Origin of the sequence: Microlunatus parietis, assembly GCF_013407955.1 — a bacterium.
Lineage (GTDB): Bacteria > Actinomycetota > Actinomycetes > Propionibacteriales > Propionibacteriaceae > Microlunatus > Microlunatus parietis.
Window position 1 is genome coordinate 1,119,872 of the sequence record NZ_JACCBU010000001.1, and the last position, 18,519, is coordinate 1,138,390.

15 protein-coding genes are annotated in these 18,519 nt (G+C 70.1%); 1 reads left to right on the plus strand and 14 read right to left on the minus strand.

Translation table 11 applies throughout. The features are described 5' to 3' along the window. The first annotated feature begins 225 nt into the window (after positions 1-225). Positions 226-765, plus strand: a complete 540-nt coding sequence (locus BKA15_RS05320) for an Rv3235 family protein (protein WP_179748739.1) — start codon at positions 226-228, stop codon at positions 763-765. A gap of 7 nt (positions 766-772) precedes the next feature. On the opposite strand, the gene secA is transcribed toward BKA15_RS05320, so the two are convergent. The 14 genes from secA to BKA15_RS05390 form a co-directional block, all read right to left on the minus strand. Further along, entirely contained in the window at positions 773-3,736 is a 2,964-nt protein-coding gene (secA, locus tag BKA15_RS05325; RefSeq protein WP_179748741.1) for a preprotein translocase subunit SecA, read from the minus strand. 129 nt (positions 3,737-3,865) lie between these two features. Continuing rightward, positions 3,866-5,560: an ABC transporter substrate-binding protein gene (locus tag BKA15_RS05330; RefSeq protein WP_179748743.1), complete on the minus strand. Its 1,695-nt coding sequence runs from the start codon at positions 5,558-5,560 to the stop codon at positions 3,866-3,868. A 5-nt stretch (positions 5,561-5,565) separates the two neighbouring features. Beyond that, entirely contained in the window at positions 5,566-6,627 is a 1,062-nt protein-coding gene (locus tag BKA15_RS05335; RefSeq protein ID WP_179748745.1) for an ABC transporter ATP-binding protein, read from the minus strand. Continuing rightward, positions 6,624-7,652 carry an ABC transporter ATP-binding protein gene (locus BKA15_RS05340; protein WP_179748747.1) on the minus strand — a complete coding sequence of 343 codons (1,029 nt, stop codon included), beginning with the start codon at positions 7,650-7,652 and terminating at the stop codon, positions 6,624-6,626. The genes BKA15_RS05335 and BKA15_RS05340 overlap by 4 nt, the downstream gene beginning before the upstream one ends. Further along, positions 7,649-8,569 (minus strand): ABC transporter permease, encoded by a 921-nt coding sequence (locus tag BKA15_RS05345; RefSeq protein ID WP_179748749.1) that lies wholly within the window; start codon positions 8,567-8,569, stop codon positions 7,649-7,651. Before BKA15_RS05345 ends, BKA15_RS05340 begins: the two co-directional genes overlap by 4 nt. Continuing rightward, on the minus strand, positions 8,566-9,732 hold the full coding sequence (locus BKA15_RS05350; RefSeq protein WP_312878829.1) for an ABC transporter permease: 1,167 nt from the start codon (positions 9,730-9,732) through the stop codon (positions 8,566-8,568). The genes BKA15_RS05345 and BKA15_RS05350 overlap by 4 nt, the downstream gene beginning before the upstream one ends. Before the next feature lie 201 nt (positions 9,733-9,933). Then, positions 9,934-12,378, minus strand: a complete 2,445-nt coding sequence (locus BKA15_RS05355) for a DUF2207 domain-containing protein (protein WP_179748751.1) — start codon at positions 12,376-12,378, stop codon at positions 9,934-9,936. A 45-nt stretch (positions 12,379-12,423) separates the two neighbouring features. After that, positions 12,424-13,671, minus strand: a complete 1,248-nt coding sequence (locus BKA15_RS05360; RefSeq protein ID WP_312878830.1) for a winged helix-turn-helix domain-containing protein — start codon at positions 13,669-13,671, stop codon at positions 12,424-12,426. Positions 13,672-13,721: 50 nt separating this feature from the next. Further along, complete coding sequence (hpf, locus tag BKA15_RS05365; RefSeq protein WP_179748753.1) at positions 13,722-14,396, minus strand: ribosome hibernation-promoting factor, HPF/YfiA family; 675 nt, start codon at positions 14,394-14,396, stop codon at positions 13,722-13,724. 213 nt (positions 14,397-14,609) lie between these two features. Next, the gene (locus BKA15_RS05370) at positions 14,610-15,413 is read right to left on the minus strand and encodes a (2Fe-2S)-binding protein (RefSeq protein WP_179748755.1); all 804 of its coding nucleotides are present in this window, start codon (positions 15,411-15,413) and stop codon (positions 14,610-14,612) included. Further along, the gene (locus BKA15_RS05375) at positions 15,410-15,781 is read right to left on the minus strand and encodes a chromosome partitioning protein ParB (RefSeq protein ID WP_179748757.1); all 372 of its coding nucleotides are present in this window, start codon (positions 15,779-15,781) and stop codon (positions 15,410-15,412) included. Before BKA15_RS05375 ends, BKA15_RS05370 begins: the two co-directional genes overlap by 4 nt. A gap of 15 nt (positions 15,782-15,796) precedes the next feature. Beyond that, on the minus strand, positions 15,797-16,690 hold the full coding sequence (locus BKA15_RS05380; RefSeq protein ID WP_246322267.1) for a fumarylacetoacetate hydrolase family protein: 894 nt from the start codon (positions 16,688-16,690) through the stop codon (positions 15,797-15,799). A 45-nt stretch (positions 16,691-16,735) separates the two neighbouring features. Further along, entirely contained in the window at positions 16,736-17,722 is a 987-nt protein-coding gene (locus BKA15_RS05385; protein WP_218871080.1) for an aldo/keto reductase, read from the minus strand. Further along, positions 17,719-18,510, minus strand: a complete 792-nt coding sequence (locus BKA15_RS05390) for an SDR family NAD(P)-dependent oxidoreductase (protein WP_246322268.1) — start codon at positions 18,508-18,510, stop codon at positions 17,719-17,721. The genes BKA15_RS05385 and BKA15_RS05390 overlap by 4 nt, the downstream gene beginning before the upstream one ends. Between the last annotated feature and the right edge of the window lie 9 nt (positions 18,511-18,519).

Sequence of the window (18,519 nt, forward strand, 5' to 3'; positions counted from 1 at the left end):
GCTAGGTTCAGCGCGCGGCCGAGCCATCGGTCGCAAAGCGCGTTTCGGGTACGTCCTCAGGCGACAGTTCGACCGTCCCGTGTCGCGATCTGTCGTGCCGAACGACCCCTCCGCGGAACATCGACCGGTCACTTCTGCAGCGACACGCCGCCAGAACCGCTGCTTTTGTGACCGGTCGGCGATGGGGGGTGGACGCGCGCCCGGGGTTGGGGTTGGGGTGGGGGCATGTCAGGGCCACGTCTCTTACCAGCGGTCGAGTCGCGGCCGACCGCGATCGGCTGGTTCGCCTCGCTGACCCGGCCGATCGCGGTGCCGGCCAGCCAGCCGAGCCTGATCGACGCGCCCGGGTGGCCGGAGCCGCCGCCTTCGGTCGTGATCGGCCCGACCCCGGACCGCTCGCCACGCTGGCAGGCGCCGCCGGATCCGCGGCTGCCGGACGCGGCGAACTGGTCCGCGTCGCTGGCACTGGCCGCGGTCGAGGTGATCCGGGGCCGGCGGCCGCTCGGGCAGCTGTCCCGGTGGCTCGACGATGATCAACTCGACCGGCTGGCCGGGCTCGCCGCACGCCCGGTCCTGGTGCCGACCATCCCGCGCGGCCGGCCGGTCCGGCAGGCCTGGGTGCAGTCGGCCCGGGCCCAGCATCCGGCCGGCCTGGTGGCCGAGACCGCCGTCCACGTCCGGATCGGGCCGGCGTCGGTTCCGGTCGCGCTACGGCTGGAGGTGAACTATGACCGGTGGCTCGTCACCGACCTGCGGCTGCGCTGACCGGAGGTCAGCGCTGCGCGTTGGACCGGCCGTGGCACAGCTTGTACTTCTTGCCGGAGCCGCACGGACAGGGCGCGTTCCGGGAGGCGTTCGCGTACGGGTCGTCCTCGGACTTCTTCGCCGTCCGGGTGTTCACGTCGGCGTTCGACCCGGAGTACGACAGCTGGCGCGAGCGGCCGCCTCCGTCGAGGCCCTTGCCGCGCAACCGCGGCCGCCCGCTCGCGCCGACCGTCTCCGGCTCCTTGGTGTCGCCGGAATCCGCGAGGTCGGCGGCCGTCGCCGCGGCCAGCTCCTCGTTGGTCGGCTCCTCGACCCGGTTCACCTCGACGCCGGGCCCGTCCGGATCCGGTCCGGACTCGATCCGCGGCTTCGCCTTCGCCTTGCCCCGGGACTTCCCCTTGCCGTTCGTGCCGCTCTGCCCGGTGCCGTTCTGGCCCGACCCGACCTGCATCGGAGCGCCCTTGGCGTCGGTGGCGACACCGACCTTCGCGGCCGGCTCCACCTCGACCTCGATGTGGAACACGAAGCCGACGACCTCCTCCATGAAGGCGGCCATCATCGCGTTGAACATCGCGCCGCCCTCGCGCTGGTACTCGACCAGCGGATCGCGCTGCGCCATCGCGCGCAGGCCGATGCCCTCGCGCAGGTAGTCCATCTCGTAGAGGTGTTCCCGCCACTTGCGGTCCAGCACGGTGAGCAGCACCCGCCGCTCCAGCTCCCGCATCACCTCAGCCCCGAGTTCCTCCTCGCGATTGTCGTACGCGGCGGCGGCGTCGGCCTTGAAGTCGTCGATCAGCGTCTGCCGATCAAGATCATCGGTGTCGTAGTCCTCGATCTTCAGCGAGACCGGGTAGAGCGTCTTGACGTTGGTCCAGAGCTGCTCCAGGTCCCACTCGTCGGCGAACCCCTCGGTGGCGGTCGTGACGTACTGCTCGACCACGGTGTCGACCGTGTTGCGCAGCTGCTGCTCGACGTCGGCGCCCTCGAGCACCTTCCGCCGGTCGCCGTAGACGGCATGCCGCTGCCGGTTCATCACGTCGTCGTACTTGAGGATGTTCTTCCGGGTCTCGAAGTTCTGCGACTCGACCTGCGCCTGCGCGCTGGCGATCGACGACGACACCCGCTTGTTCTCGATCGGCTGGTCGTCGGGCACCTTGAGCGCCTGCAGCACCCACTCCACGATGTCGGACTTGAACAGCCGCATCAGGTCGTCGCCGAGCGACAGGTAGAACCGGCTCTCGCCCGGGTCGCCCTGCCGGCCGGACCGGCCGCGCAGCTGGTTGTCGATCCGCCGAGACTCGTGCCGCTCGGAGCCGATCACGTAGAGCCCGCCCAGCTCGACCACCTCGTCGTGCTCGGACTTGGTGGCCTCCTCGAGCTCCTCGAGCACCTCCGGGTAGAGCTTCTCGTACTCCTCGGAGTGCTCGACCGGGTCGATGCCCTTGTCCTGCAGCACCTTGTCGGCCATGAACTCGGGGTTGCCGCCGAGCATGATGTCGGTGCCTCGGCCGGCCATGTTGGTGGCGACCGTGACCGCACCCTTCCGGCCCGCCATGGCGACGATCGCCGCCTCGCGATCATGCTGCTTCGCGTTCAGCACCTCGTGCTTGACGCCGGCCTTCTTCAACAGCGCGGACAGGATCTCCGACTTGGCCACCGAGGCGGTGCCGATCAGGATCGGCTGGCCCTGCTCGTGCCGCTCGACGACGTCCTCGACGATGGCGGCGAACTTCGCCTCCTCGGTCCGGTAGATGTAGTCGCGCTGGTCCTCGCGGATCATCGGCTCGTTGGTCGGGATCGGGACCACGCCGAGGCCGTAGATCTTCTGGAACTCGGCGGCCTCGGTCATCGCCGTGCCGGTCATGCCCGCCAGCTTGCTGTACATCCGGAAGTAGTTCTGCAGCGTGATCGTGGCGAGGGTCTGGTACTCCTCGCGGATCTGCACCTTCTCCTTGGCCTCGATCGCCTGGTGCAGGCCCTCGTTGTAGCGCCGGCCGACCAGCGTCCGGCCGGTGTGCTCGTCGACGATCAGCACCTCGCCGTCGACGACCACGTAGTCCTTGTCCTTCTTGAACAGGTCCTTGGCCTTGAGCGCGTTGTTCAGGTACGAGATCAGCGGTGTGTTCGCGGACTCGTACAGGTTCTCGATGCCGAGCCGGTCCTCGACCACCTCGATGCCGGCCTCGAGGATCGCGACGGTGCGCTTCTTCTCGTCCACCTCGTAGTGCTCGTCGCGGCGCAGCCGCTCGACCAGCTTGGCGAACTGCGGATACCACTCGTGGCTGTCCTCGGCCGGGCCCGAGATGATCAGCGGCGTCCGCGCCTCGTCGATCAGGATCGAGTCGACCTCGTCCACGATCGCGAAGTGGTGGCCACGCTGCACGCAGTCGCTCAGCTGCAGCGCCATGTTGTCGCGCAGGTAGTCGAAGCCGAACTCGTTGTTGGTGCCGTACGTGATGTCCGCCGCGTATGCCTTGCGCCGCTCGGCGGGCGTCATCGCGGACAGGATGACGCCGACCTCGAGACCGAGGAAGTGGTGGATCCGGCCCATCTGCTCGGACTGGGTCTTGGCCAGATAGTCGTTCACGGTGACGACGTGCACGCCCTTGCCGCTGAGCGCGTTCAGGTACGACGCCAGCACCGCGACCAGGGTCTTGCCCTCACCGGTCTTCATCTCGGCGATGTTGCCGAGGTGCAGCGCCGCGCCGCCCATCAACTGCACGTCGAAGTGCCGCTTGCCGAGCACCCGCCGGCTGGCCTCGCGAACCGTCGCGAACGCCTCCGGCATCAGGTCCTCGAGACTGGCGCCGTCCTCGATCCGCTTCTTGAACTCGTCGGTCTGGGAGCGCAGTTCCTCGTCCGACATCTCCTCGAAGTCGGGTTCGATCTTCGTGACATAGTCGGCAATCGCCTTGAGCCGGCGCAGCGTCTTGCCCTCGCCGACCCGCAGCAACCTATCCATCAAGCCCACGGCGGTCTTGGCTCCCTTGTATTGACGATCCCGGATTCGCCGTGCGTCACCTGGCGCCGGCGCTTCCCTATCGTAGGCCAGCATCCGTACCAGACCAGCACGCCCGGATTTCCGGGCCGCCCCAGGCTCCTATCGGGCGGGAGTCAGATTGCGGATCGTCAGGATGGTGTCCGGTCCGAGCAGGGTGTGCGGAACGGACTCGGGAGACGCCGGGTCGGGCCAGCCGGTCCAGTTGGTCGCGTTCACCTCGATGAACCAGGCGGCGGTGAACAGCGGCGCGTACGGCACCTGCTCGGCCTGGATCCGCTGCAGCTGGTAGCCCTGCTCCTTGGTCTGGTTCGGATCCTCGGCCCGGTACAGCTGCTTCAGCAGCTCGTCCGCCTCGGCGCTCTTGAACCGGCCGTAGTTGGCGTTCGCCTTCTCGCCGACGGGCACGTAATTCTCGCCGCCCAGATTGTTGTTGAAGCTGGCCCACTGCGTGTTGCCGCCGTACATCCAGTCGAACGCGATGTGGTAGTCGCCCTCGGCGATCTGGTTGAACAGCTGGGTCTCCGGCGTCGGCACGACCTTGACCTCGACGCCGAGCGTCTCCTTCCACTGCTGCGCCAGGCCCTGCCCCCAGGCCGCCCAGTTGGAGTACTCGACGACCGGCTTGATGGTCAGCGGGTAGGACTTCCCGTCCTTGGTCAGCGCCCCGCCCTCGAGCCGGTACGAGGACTTGGCGAGCTCGGCCTTCGCCTCGTCCACCCGCTGGCTGATCTTCTTTCCGGCGAACTCGGGAGCGATCAGGTCGTGCCAGACGCCGTCGGAGAGCCCGGTCGGGTTCGTCACCTGCTGCCCGGTCTTGTTCAGCGCCAGGATCTTCTCGGCGTCGATCGCGTAGTAGAGGGCCCGGCGGACGTGCACGTCGTCCAGCGGCGGCCTGGCGTTGTTGAAGTCGAGGCCCTCGGCGCCGCCGGTGGAATAGGCCCAGTACTTGTTGGTCTCCGGGTTCTTCGCGACGAACTGCTTGTCCGCGTCGGCCCAGGACATGGTCGACCAGTCCAGGTCGCCCTTCAGCATCATCGCCTTGCCCGCCTCCGGCGACGCGAACGGCTTGATGTTGATCTTCTTCATCTTGAACTGGCCGTTCCAGTAGTCGTCCCGGACGGCGAAGGTGACCTGCTGCGGGCTGAACGCCTCCAGCTTCACCGGGCCGGTCCCGACCGGCTCGGGGTTGGTCCAGGCCGACGGATCCTGCTCCTGCCAGATGTGCGCGGGCACGATCAGGGCCGGCGCCGCGGAGCCGCCGAACCAGTCGATCTTCTGGTACGAGACGTCGTCGAAGGTGACCACGACGGTCCGCTCGTCCGGCGCCTCGACCTTGTCGAACGGCACCGCCAGGCCGAGGTTGTCGTGCTTCGCCGGGATCTCGAACGTGTACTTCACGTCGGCCGAGGTGAACGGCTTGCCGTCCGACCAGGTGATCCCGGACCGGAGGGTGAAGGTGAGCTTCTTGCCGTCGTCGCTCCAGGCGAACGACTCGGCCAGCCACGGCTCGGGCTTCTTGGCCTGGGTGTGGTTGATCCGGATCAGCGGCTCGTAGATCAGGCCGGAGGCCGGGCTCTTCTTGTCCACCGGCGAGAACGGGTTCCAGTTCCGGGCGAACGTCGGGGTGGCGGCCGAGGCCGTCATGTTCAGCGTGTCCACCGTCGAGGCGCCGCCGCTCGGGCCGCCGGCGCCGCCGTCGACGGTGCGCTCGGTGCTGCAGCCAGCGGCGAGGGTCAGGGCCAGGGCGGCCGAGGTCGCGACGGCGAGCAGCCGCCCGGTCAGGCGTCGGGTCATCTTTCTCATCTCTTCTCTTCGTCGAGCTGCAGCAGATGGCTCTGCTGCTTCTGGTGCAGCCAGCAGCGGGCCCAGTGCCCGTCCGGGAACTCGGTGCGGGCCGGCAGTTCGGTACGGCATTCGTCCATCGCGAACGGGCAGCGCGGGTGGAACCGGCAGCCCGGCGGCGGGTCGCTCAGATTCGGAGGCTCGCCGAGGGAGCCCTCCAGCTCGAACAGCCCGGCCCTCCGGCCCTCGGCGGTGACGGTCCGGCCGGGATCGGGCGAGGAGTCGAGCAGGAGCCGGGTGTACGGGTGCCGGGGTTGTTGGATCACCGCGTCGACCGGACCGCCCTCGACCAGCTGGCCGGCGTAGAGGACGGTGATCGAGTCGCAGAGATAGCGCGCGCTCGCGATGTCGTGGGTGATGTAGAGCAGCGCCAGGTCCTCGCTGTCGCGCAGGTTCGCCAGCAGGTTGAGCACGTCCAGCCGGATCGACACGTCGAGCATCGAGATCGGCTCGTCGCCGAGCAGCACCTTCGGCTGGACGGCGAGGGCCCGGGCGATCACCACCCGCTGCCGCTGCCCGCCGGACAGCTCGTGCGGCAGCTTGTCGATGAACGTCTCCGCCGGCGTCAGGTTCACCTTGCCGAGCAGCTCGATGATCTTGTCCTCCAGGTCGGCCCCCTTCCGGGCGTGACCGTGGATCCGGAGCGCGCGGCCCAACGTGTAGCGGACCGTCTTGAGCGGGTTCAGCGACGCGAACGGGTCCTGGAAGATCAACTGCACCTGGCGGTAGTAGTCCCGCTCGCCGTCCTTGGAGTGCGACACCGGCCGGCCGTCCAGCTTGATCTCGCCGGAGGTCGCCGGATGGAACAGGGCCAGCAGCCGGGCCAGCGTCGTCTTGCCGGAGCCGCTCTCGCCGACCAGGCCGACCGTCTTGCCGGGGTGCAGCGCGAGGTCGGCCTCCTCCAGGGCGCGGACCAGCTTGGTCTGGCCGAACCGGTCGGTGACCTCGAAGTGCTTGGTCAGGCCGACCGCCTCCAGCACCGGCTGCCTACCGGCCTGCTGTTGATCTTGGTCGGTCATCGGGGTGTTCCTTCGGTTCCGTACAGCAAGCAGGCGACCTCGCGGCCCTCGTGCTCGATCAGCGGCGGTTCGGTCTGGTCGCAGGCGTCGAAGCGGCGCGGGCAGCGCGGGTGGAAGGCGCAGCCGGACGGTGGCGCCAGCAGGTTCGGCGGGGTGCCGGGGATGCCGCGGAGCTCGGTCAAGTCGCCGTGCAGCGGCGGGAACGAGTCCCGCAATCCCTTCGTGTACGGGTGCAGCGGCGCGGTGTACAGGTCGGCCGCGGCACCGAGCTCGACCAGCCGGCCGGCGTACATGATCGCGATCCGGTCGGCCAGCTCCATCAGCAGCGACAGGTCGTGGGTCACGAAGATCACCGCGAAGCCGAACTCGGCCTGGAGCTTGATCACCTGAGCCAGGATCTGCCGCTGCATCACCACGTCGACGGCGGTGGTCGGCTCGTCCATGACGATCAGCTGCGGGTTGCAGGCCAGCGCGAGCGCGATCAGCGCCCGCTGCCGCATCCCGCCGCTCAGCTCGTGGGCGTAGTTGGACAGCCGGTCCTCGGCGATGCCGACCATCCGCAGCAGCTCGCCGGTCCGGGCCAACGCGTCGGCCTTGGACAGCGACGGATTGTGGGTGGCCAGCACGTCGACGAACTGGGCCGACAGCCGCAGCACCGGGTTGAGGCAGTGCATGGCGCTCTGCATGACGATCGCCAGGTCGTTCCAGCGGTACCGGCGCAGGCCGCGTTCGCTGATCCGGACCAGGTCGACCGGGTCGGCGCCGTCCGGGTGGTAGACGATCCGGCCGCCGGTGGTCACGGCCGGCGGCCGCTGCAGCCGGAGCATTGCCGTGATCAAGGTCGACTTGCCGCTGCCGGACTCCCCCGCCACGCCGAGGATCTCGCCGCGCCGCAGGGTGAACGAGACCTGGTCGCAGGCCGGCACCGGCCCGGCCTGGGTCAGGTAGGCGACGCTCAGGTCCTCGACCTCGAGCAGCACCTCGCCCACCTTCGCCTTCGGTGCGGTGTTCGTCGTCGCGATCATCGAACGGCCTCCGTCCCCGGCCGGGCCCGCAGCCGGGCGGCCGCCCGTTCGAACTGCTTGATCAACTTCCGGTTGGCCGCGCCGAGCCGCGGGTTGGACACCTCGTCGATGCCGAAGTTCACCAGGGCGGTCGCGGTGCCGAGCACGGCGATGCACAGGCCCGGCGGGACGAACCACCACCAGACCCCGTTCAAGATCGCCGACTGCTGCTGCGCCTCGGAGATCATGGTGCCCCAGGACACCGACGTCGTCGTCCCGATGCCGAGGAACGCCAGCCCCGCCTCGGCGAAGACCCCGGCGACCACGGCGCGCAGGAACATCGCCGAGATGATCCCGGTCAGGTGCGGCAGCACCTCGGCGAAGACCAGCCTGGACTTCGACTCGCCGATCATGAGCATCGCGACCGCGAAGTCCCGGTTCCGCAGTGACAGCGTCTGGGCCCGCAGGTAGCGGGCGCCACCGGGCCACTCGAACGCGGCGATCAAGATCGCGATCACCCACCAGTCGGCGCCCTGGATGTAGCCGGCGACGATCAGCATCAGGGCGAAGCTGGGCAGGGTCAGGAACAGGTTGGTGAAGACGGTGAGCACCCGGTCCAGCCGCCCGCCGAGGAAACCGCTCGGCACCCCGATCACCACCGCGAGCGCGGTGGCGAGCAGGCCGGAGGTGATCCCGACGAACACCGAACCCTGGGCACCGATGATCACCTGCACCAGCACGTCGGCGCCCTGGATCGTCGTACCCAAAGGGTGTCCGGGGGCGCCCGGCGGCGAACCGAGGTGGTCGTAGTCGATCGCGCGGGGGTTGGTGTGCAGCACCCGGTCGACGACGAGCGGGCCGAAGATCGCGACCAGCAGGAACAGGCCGAACACGGCCAGCCCCACCTTGGCCTTGGTGTTGCGCAGCACCGCCCTCATCGGCTGGCCGCCTCTCTGGTCCGCGGATCGAGCAGTACGTAGATCGAGTCGGCGATCAGGTTGGCCAGCAGCACCGTGATCGTGATCATGAGGAAGATCGTCTGCATCACCGGGAAGTCCTGGTTCAGCGTCGCCACATAGAGCAGGTGGCCCATGCCCGGATAGGTGAAGACGACCTCGGTCAGCAGCACGCCGCCGATCACGCCGCCGATCGCAAGGGCCAGCCCGGTGACGTTGGGCAGCAGCGCGTTGCGGGCCGCGTACATCAAGATCACCCGGCGGGTGGACAGGCCCTTGGCCTGGGCCAGCAGCACGTAGTCCTCGCTGACCGTGGTGACCATGACGTTGCGCATCGTGAAGAGCCAGCCGTTGAACCCAATGAAGATCAACGTCGCCGCCGGAAGCGCACCGTACTGGAGCACGCTGAGCAGGAACCAGACATTGTTGATCTGGTACGGGACGTTGGGGTCGTAGCCGCCGGCGATCGGGAACCAGCCGAGCTGGAACGCGAACACCCACAGCGCCAGCAGGGACAGCCAGAACGTCGGGATCGCGTGCAGGAATGTTGTCGCGGGCGTGAACAGGGCGTCGAACCGGCCGCCCGGCTTCCAGCCGAGGTAGGCGCCGATCGCGGTCCCGATCACCCAGGCGAGCACGGTGGTGACGCCGACCAGGAGCACCGTCCAGGGCAGCGCCTGGCCGACCAGCTGCGCGACCGGGACCGGATAGTTGACCACCGAGACGCCGAAGTCGAACCGGCCCAGGCTGACCCAGTAGTCGAGGTAGCGCTGGAACAGGTTCTCGGTCGGGTCGCCGAACATCCGGCGCACCGCGGCGATCGTCTCCGGCGACGGCGGCTGCCCGGTCTGCTGCTGGATCGAGCGCAGCAGCGAGTCGGCCGGATCGTTGGGCATGAACCGCGGAATGACGAAGTTGAGCGTGACCGCCGCCCAGAACGTGAACAGGTAGAAGCCGAAGCGCCGGGCGAGGAACCGGAGCCGGCCGGCGGCGGTCCGGACCGGGCGTCCGGACGCCCCGGGACGGCCGGGCGATCCGGCGCCGCCGGCCGGAGCCGAGCGGTCGGACCGAGTCCGGCGTTGGGTGGGAGTCCCCGCGGCAGCACGCTCGGACGCGTCCCCGGGAACGTTCACGGCTTCGTGCACCCGGCCACCGTAAGTGATCGAACCTGTGTGGTCAATGCTTTAACCACTCATGAAACGTCACAGATACCTGCGGGGGTGCGCGCAGGGGAAACTTGAGTCGGACCAGGCGTCGACTGGACGAAAAAGACACCGACCCAGGCCCGGCAGCTGCCCTAGGGGTCCGCGCCGTGGGTTGGGTGGAGCGAAGCCGGGAGGCCGGGCTCACCAGCTGCTGGCGCTGGTGCCGCCGCCTCCGCTGCCGCCGCTGGAGCTGCTCGAGAAGCCGGACGAGCTGCCGGATCCACCGAAACTGCTGCTGCCGCCGCCGGACCCGCCAGACCCGCCGGACCCGGTGAAGGCGCTCGGGGCGATCGACCGGGAGAGACCGCGCAGCTCGTAGCCCAGGCTGCTGAGGGACTGGGACCCGACCAGGAAGTCGACCGCCGGCGGCTGGATCCGGCCCGCGGCGGCGAGTTCTCGGCAGGCGGCGGTCCAGCGTTCGACCTCGTCGAACAGCACGGCCCAGGGCAGCTGACGGCGGTACACGTCCACGTCGGCGTGGAAGTTGAGTTCGTGCGACTCGGCGGTGCGCAAGTATTCCCGGAAGCCGGCCGCCTGGTCGGCCAGAGCTGAGCCCTTGGCCGTCAGGACCAGGGGCGAGTGGCGCCAGGCGCGGAGGCCGATCCCGACCCAGAGCAGCGCACCGCCACCGAAGCCGACGGCCAGCCACACCCAGGAGCCGGTGGCGATCGTCACGATCGTGCCGATCACGGCCAGCAGGACCGACCCGAGCAGCCGGATCACCGTGGTCAGGCCGAACACCGGAGGTTTCCGGAGCAGGTCCGGCCGATGCGACCGGGACCGGAGCAGCCCGTCCAGGCGTTGCTTGGCCGCATTCGAGAGCTGCCCGTCCTTGCCGTACCTCTCGATGGTGGCCACCAACGACCGCTCGAAGTCCGACGTGGCCTTCTCGGCGTCCTCCGGCCAGACGGCCAGCGGTTTGGACCGGAGGCGTACGGCACCGGTGACCGCCAGGTTGGTCAAGGTCGCGGCCAGGTGCAGCGGCTTGGGTCCGCGGTCGAGCACCAGTCCGATCTCGGTGAGGGTCGCGTCCGGCGGCTCGAACCGGACCGGCACGACGCCCCGCAGCGGAGCCGTCCCGACCTGCTCGTTGGACCCGATCACCCCCGGGGGCACGTTCTGGTAGCGCTGGTCCCGGGCCGCTCCGACCCGGATCAGGGCCAGCAGCCAGCCCAGAACCGGGAAGATGATCACCGAGCCCACCGCGACGCCGGTCGCGGCCAGGCCGCGCGCCAAGGTGCTGTCGTCGGTGAGCGGCTCCAGCACGCCGACGCTGTCCGCCGGGATCTCGATCATGATCCAGTGCTGCGGGCCGCCGAGGTCCGTCGCGGTCCGCTGGAACGTCACGGTGTCGCCGGCGGTGGCCAGCTCGTCGTCATGGGGACACCACCGGTCCGGCTCGTCGAGGTACTCCTGGAAGGCACAGCCGACCGAGCTCACCTCGGCCGGCAGCTTCCAGGTACGGCGCTCGCGGACCGGGATCTCGTACCGGCGGGTGTCGAAGGTGCTGATCGGCCAGCGGAACGCCGCCGGACCGGAGCCGTCCGCCAGCAGGGCGCCGGCCACGCGGTAGCGCGCAACCAGGTCCACGGGCTTCGTCGTGACCGGAAGGTCGGCCGCGATCAGGGCGCGCTGCCGGTCGCCGCCCTCGGCCTGGACCGTCCGGGTCGTCCGCACCGGCGTCCCGTTGGAAAGGGTCAGCCGGAAGTCGGAGACCGTGAGGAGCTGGTCGCGGTTCCAGGTGAGACTCCGCCGCTCCGGGATCTCCCAGCTGATCTCGGAATCACGGCGGCTCGGCTGGACCCGGAGCCGTTCCTCGACCAGTGCGCTGCCGTCGGCCCCGACGGTGATCGTGGCGTCCGTCGCGAGCAGCGCCGGGTTCCTCAGGTCCCGGTCCCGCAGACGGGGCTTGGCGTTCTTGACCGAACCGGCTTCGAACTCGGTCACCGCGGTGATCGGCTGTGAGGCGGCAACCTGCTGCCCGCGCAGGGTCGCCCGGTGGCCGGCCACCTCGCTGGCGCATTCCGTACGGCCCTGGAGACAGCGGGCGCGCGGGACGTCCGCGGGCCCGGTGACGGTGATCGTGAACGCGTCGATGGCCGGGAAGTCTCGGCTGGTGACGTCCCAGTGCAGTTGGGGTTTGCCGTCGAAGGTCCGCAGCGCGCCGGCGAGGGTGTAGCTGACCTCGTAGGTCGCCCGGCTCACGTTCAGCGTGGTGTCGGGGTCACCGATCCGCAGCTCACGCGTTCCCGAGTACTCGTTGTCGCGGGCGTCCACGTCGGTGGGTACGCCGGTCGGGCTGGTCACGGCCAGGTCGCGGATCTCGTAGACGGCCTCCTTGAGCGGGTCGTCGTCCCAGGGTTCCGCCGTCACCAGCGTGAGCTTGATCCCGTGCGAGCCGGTCTTGCCGAAGTCCCAGTCCAGCCGGTACCTGACGTCGACGGTGCCGTTGGCCTGCACGTCATAGGTCACGTCCAAGCTGCGAACCACGTCCGCGTCCTCGGCCCGGGCCGGCATCGCGGTCGCCGCGAGCAGCCAGAGCGCGACCGCCAGCACGGCGGCGAGGGTTCGCGGGACGCGTCGCACCGGCGTAAGGGTAGCGGCGAGCCGGGCCTTCGCCGCGGGCCGTAGTCAGGCGGCTCGCTGCACGGCGCCGGCGAGCGGTTCGGCCAGGTCGCCCTTCCCGGCCACGGCGACGGTGGACAGGCCGAGCCAGTCGGCGAGGGTACGCAGCTCGGCGGCCAGTTCGACGGCGACCTCGGTCGGGTCCTCCCCCGGCTCCAGCCAGGCGGAGTTGACCCGGAGCCGGTCGGCGGCCCGGTCCGCCTTGAGGTCCACCCGGCCGGCGAAGCGTTCCCCGAGCAGGAACGGGTAGACGTAGTAGCCGTACTGCCGCTTGGGTTCCGGGACGTAGATCTCGATCCGGTAGAAGAAGTCGAACAGCCGTTCCAGCCGGGCCCGCTCGAAGATCATCGAGTCGAACGGGCTGAGCAGCGCCCGGGCCTCGACCCGGCGCGGCACCCGGGCTTCGTGCCACAGGTAGTGCAGCTTGGCGTCGTTCCCTGAGCCTGTCGCAGGGCCCTCGATCCGGACCGGCAGCAGCTCGCCCGCCTCGACGAGTTCGGCGACGGCCCGCCTGGTCATCACGGCGTTGGTCCGGAAGTAGTCACGCAGGCAGAACTCGGTGGCGACGCCGAGCGCGGTGGCGGCGTGCCGGACCAGCTCCCGTACCGAATCCTCCGGGGACGGGTCCGGCACCGCGAGCGCCGTCGCCGGGAACACCCGCTCGGGCAGGTCGTAGACCCGCTCGAACTGACCGTTGCGCCGCGCCGACGTCACCTCACCGCAGTAGAACAGCCACTCCAGCACGGTCTTGACCGTCGACCAGTTCCAGCCCCAGTTGGTCTTGCTGCGATCCTCCGCGTACTCGATCTCGCGGGCGGTCAGCGGGCCGCGGTCGGCGACCTGGTCGCGGACCCAGTCGACCAGGTTGGGGTTCTCCTGGGCCGCGCGCTCGACGGAGCGCCAGACGTCGCGGAAGCCGTCCCGCATCCGGAACCGCAGCTGGGGCTGCAGCCGGATGTCGATCAGGCTCGCGGCGTGACCCCAGTATTCGTACAGCCGGCGCGGCGCGCGGTGCGATGCGCGGTCCAGCAGAGCCGTGTCGTAGGGCCCGAGCCGGGAGTACAGCGGCAGGTAGTGCGCCCGGCGGACCACGTTGATCGAGTCGATCTGGAACTGGCCGAGCCGGGAGATCACCGACTGGACGTCACGCATCCCGACCGCGCGCTCCGGGCGTGGGGTGCCGAAACCCTGGGCGGCGAGAGCGACCCGCCTCGCCTGCGCGCGGCTCAGCCGCTCTCGCTGTCGTACCTGCACGCGGCGAGGCTATCGCCCGCCACCGACAGTCCCGGCTCGCGACCTTCAGGTCAGACGAGCACCGACGATCCGGTACGGGTGCTGCCGTTGACCTGGTCGGCGTCCTGGGCGCCGTGATCGAGCCTGATCACGCCGTAGTCGTAGGCACGGCGCCGGTAGACGACGCTCGGCACCCCGCGTTCGGCGTCGACGAACAGGAAGAAGTCGTGACCGATCAACTCCATCGCCTCCAGGGCCTGGTCCAGCGACATCGGCGGGTCGTTGTGGACCTTCTCCCGCACCACCAGCGGACCGTCGCCGCGCACCTCCATGCCGGCGATCGTCCGTACCTCGGAGTCCTCGACCTCGACCACCTGGTGGCCGTTCCGTTCGGGCATCCGGGCCGCCGCGTCGTGCAGCGACTTCGGGGTACGGGTCCCGCGGTGCACCCGCTTGCGGTCGGCCAGCCGGCGCAACTGCGCCATCAGCTTGTCCAGCGCCAGGTCGAACGCGGCTCGCTTGTCCTCCGCCGCGGACTCGGCCCGGATCACCTTGCCCTTGCCGCGGACGGTGATCTCGACCCGACTGGCCTGGTCGTGCTGCCGCGGGTTCCGTTCCGCGGAGACTTCGACCTCGACGCGGACGAGCCGATCGTTGAGCTTCTCGAGCCGGGCGATCTTCTCGTTGACGAGCTCCCGGAACCCGTCCGACACCTGGCAGTGCCTCGTGGTCACGACAACATCCATGTCAACCTCCGTTAGGTGAGCGGCGGTCGGATCCCCTGGGGCGCGCGCCACCGCAACCGCCGTCGCAAGGGATCCTGGCCCGGGCTGGGCCGTGCTGTGCAGCCGAGCCTCACCCGCAGTCGACCCCCGGAACCGTGGTCTCTTGTGGGCTGGTGCACCATAGGTTGACGGTAGTCCGAAGGCGTCCGTATTTCTATGGGCCGGGAGAGAATCTCACCGCCGAATTCGGGCGTTGACGGCCGGTGTCGTCGCCTGCCATCGTCGGGTTCTTTCGTTGTGGTCCAGCAGCGGGCAGGTCAGGCAGTAGCCGTGCTCGGGGTCCTTGAAGTCGAGACAGCAGGCACCGCGGACCGCCCAGATGCCGGACTGGTGGTCGCCGTCGTAGCGGGCCAGTTCCGGCCGGGACAGCCGCGGCAGACCGGCCCGGTGGAGCGCCTCCGCGAACGCCTCGGCCCGGCTCCAGGCCGCCACCCGGTCCCGGCCCAGCTGGCGGGCGAGATTGATCATCGCGAAGCTCGCGGTGTCCACGACGTAGCTGCACAGGGTGCGCCGGCCGACCCGGGTGGCCCGCCGGATGCCGTCGAGGATCGGCGTGATGATCGGCAGCAGGACCTCGGCTGCTTCGCGGTCGTCTCCGGTACGGGTTCCGACGAGCAGGGCCGGTTCGGTCGAGGCGGCGGCCCGGCCGACGTGGCGGACCAGCCAGTCCTGCTCGTCGAACAGGGTCGCCGAGCCGGTCAGGTAGAGGCTCGCCGACGTCGCGAAGATCAACTCCCGGGTCAGTGTGCGGAGCGCGTGTACGGCGTGCGGCCCGGGTGCTGAGTGATCGACTTCGGTCCGGAGCACCGCCGCCAGGGTGAACCCGTCGGGCTCGGCCGCCGGGTCGAGGTCGAGCTCGATCAGCGGCCGCCAGCCCAGGTCCGGTGCCGGTCTTCCGGCCAGCAGTTCCGGGAACGGGGCGAAGCGGAGCCCCCGGGTCTGCCGGTGCGCGTCCTCGATCGGCTGGACTGCGGTCATGCCGGTCCGGAGGGCGAGTCCGTACCGACGATGTAGTCGGGTTCCGGGTCGACCGGGAACCGGACCGCGTTGATCATGGTCCGGCCTGCCAGCCAGGCCTTGGCGATCCGGTGGCCGCCGTCCATCAGGCGGCCGTCGGCGGACAGGATGACCGGGTAGTCGAGGTCGGCCCGTTGGATCCGGTCGGCGTGCCGGGCGACCTCACGGCAGGTCGCCGGTCCCCCGTCGAACCAGCAGTCCTGGTCGAACTCGGCGATCGCGTCGATCGGTACCGCGACGACCGGAAGCCCGGCGGCCAGGGCCCACAACCGTTCGGTCAGGAAGTAGGCCCGGCCGCCGGGTACCTCGCGCGAATGTCGCTCGGGCATCGCACGGGCCGATGATCAGCGGGTGATGTTGGCGGCGCCGGCGGTGGCCGGCACATCCGGGGCGGCGATGATCTTCTGCCGCTGCTCGCCGAGCCCGGCGATGGTCAGCCGCATCTCGTCGCCGACGCCGAGGAACGGGAACCGGCCGGACAGCGCGACGCCCTGCGGAGTGCCGGTGTTGATCACGTCGCCCGGGTCGAGCACCATGAACTGGCTCAGTTCGTAGATCAACTGCGCGACCGGGAAGATCATGTCCGCGGTGGTCGAGTCCTGCCGCGGCTCGTCGTTGACCCAGGACTGCAGCCGTACGTCGGTCGGGTCGATCTGGTCGGCCGGGACCAGCGACGGGCCGAGCGGGTTGAAGGTCTCGCAGCACTTGCCCTTCGACCACTGGCCGCCGGAGACCTCGGCCTGGTAGACCCGCTCGGAGACGTCGTTGCTCACCGCGTAACCGGCGACGTAGGTGAGCGCCTCCTGCGGCGAGGCGAGGTAGCGGGCCCGGCGGCCGATGATCACCGCGAGCTCGACCTCCCAGTCGGTCTTGGTGCTGCCCGGCGGCAGGTGTACGTCGTCGAACGGCCCGATCACGCTGTTCGGGTGCTTGAAGAAGATGATCGGCTCGGCGGGCGGCTCGGCGCCGGACTCGGCGGCGTGGGCCGCGTAGTTCTGGCCGATGCAGATCACCGCGCCGGGGCGAGCGATCGGCGCGCCGTAGCGGAGGTCGGTCACGTCGAGCTCGGACAGCTCACCCGCCGCGAGCGCCGTACGAACACCGGCGATCCCGTCACCACCGAGGAAGTTGGCGTCGATGTCGGCGGTCAGCGGGCGAAGATCAAAGGCGCGGCCCTGGTCGACGACGACCGGGATCTCCTCGCCGGCCGGGCCCCGTCGCTGTAATTCCATGATCATCCTCAACTCTCGGTGGTGTCGAACACTCAAGATCATCCCGGACGGTCAGTCGGGCAGGTCGGCCGGGTCCGGCACCAGGCGTTCCAGCTCGGCCCAGCAGGCCTCGTCGATCGGCGCGCCGAGTTGCTCGACGGAGTCCGCGACCAGGTCCGGCAGGCCGGCGCCGAGCACGACCGCGGCGACGCGCGGATCGCGCAGCCCGAACTGGAGGGCGGCGGCCCGGAGCGTGCTGCCGTACCGCTCGCAGACGGCCGCCATCCGCTGGGCCACGGCCAGCAGCGGGGCCGGCGCCGGCACGTAGTTGAACCGCGCACCCGGGACCGGGGCGACCAGGATGTTGCTGTTCAGCACGCCGGCCGTCAGCACCGCGACCCCGCGCCCGGCCGCCTTGTCGAGCAGCCGGTCGGCCCGGCGGTCCAGCAGCGTGTAGCGACCGGCAATCATCAGATGATCGAGGTCGGTTTCGGCGACGAAGCGTTCCGCGGTCGCCGCGAAGTTCGTACCGACTCCCCAGCCGCCGATGACGCCCTCGGCGCGGAGCGCGGCGAGCGCACCGGCCGCCTCGCCGAGCGCCTGGTCCAAGTGGTCCTCGGGGTCGTGCACCAGAGCCAGGTCGATCCGGTCCAGCCCGAGCCGCTCCAGCGACTCGGTCAGGCTGCGCCGAACGCCGTCGGCCGAGTAGTCGAGCCGCCGGGACCGCCGCGGAACATCGGCGAACCCCTCGGCGTCGGCGGAGGCGGCCGGGTCGTCGACGAGCAGCCGGCCGACCTTGGTACAGAGGACGAACTCGTCCCGCGGCCTCGTCCTGAGGAACCGGCCGAGCCGCTCCTCGGACAGGCCGGCGCCGTAGTGCGGCGCGGTGTCGAAGGCCCGCAGGCCCAGCTCCCAGGCCTTGGCCAGGCCGGCCTGGGCCTCGTCCTCCGAGACCGGGGCATAGAGGTTCGCGTAGCCGGCGCCGCCGAGCAGCACCGGGCCGAACGGCGACCGTACCGCCGGCTCGACCGGCCTCGCCGCAGTGATCCCGCCGGTCACTGGGCTGACCGCGGCCGGAGCCGGAGGTTCTGCATGCCGCCGTCCACCGGCAGCACCGTCGCGGTGTTGGAACCGGACAGCGGGGAGGCCAGGTAGACGATGCCGGCGGCGACCTCGTCCGCCGAGACCAGCCGGCCGTGCGGCTGCCGGGCGTTCAGGGCGGCGCGTTCGGCAGCGGGATCCGGCGCCGAGTCGAGCAGCCGGCCGACCCACGGCGTGTCCGCGGTGCCCGGCGTGACGCAGTTGACCCGGATCCCCTCGGCGATGTGATCGGCCGCCATCGCCTGGGTGAGCGACAGCACGGCACCCTTGCTGGCCGAGTAGAGCGCCCGCTGCGGGATCCCGGCCGTGGCCGCGATCGAGCAGGTGTTGACGACGCTGGCCGCCTCCGATTTCCGCAGGTACGGCAGCGCGGCGCGGGTCACCCGGACGATGCCGAACACGTTGATCTCGAACACCCGGCGCCATTCGTCCAGGTCGTTGTCGGCCACCGTTCCCTGGGCGCCGATGCCGGCGTTGTTGACCACGATGTCGATCCCGCCGAGCCGGTCCGCCGCGGCCGCCACGCCGGCCGTCACCGAGTCGTCGTCGGCGACGTCGACCGCGAACCGGGCCAGCCGCTCGGGCAGTCCGTCCACTCGGAGATCGAGTACGGCCACCGCGGCGCCGCGGTCGGCCAGCAGGTTGGCGGTGGCCAGGCCGATCCCGCTCGCCCCGCCCGTGACGATTGCACTCAGCCCGGTGAACTCGCCCCGGCTCGGTGCCTCCTGCTCGGACCCCATCGTCATCGATTCCTC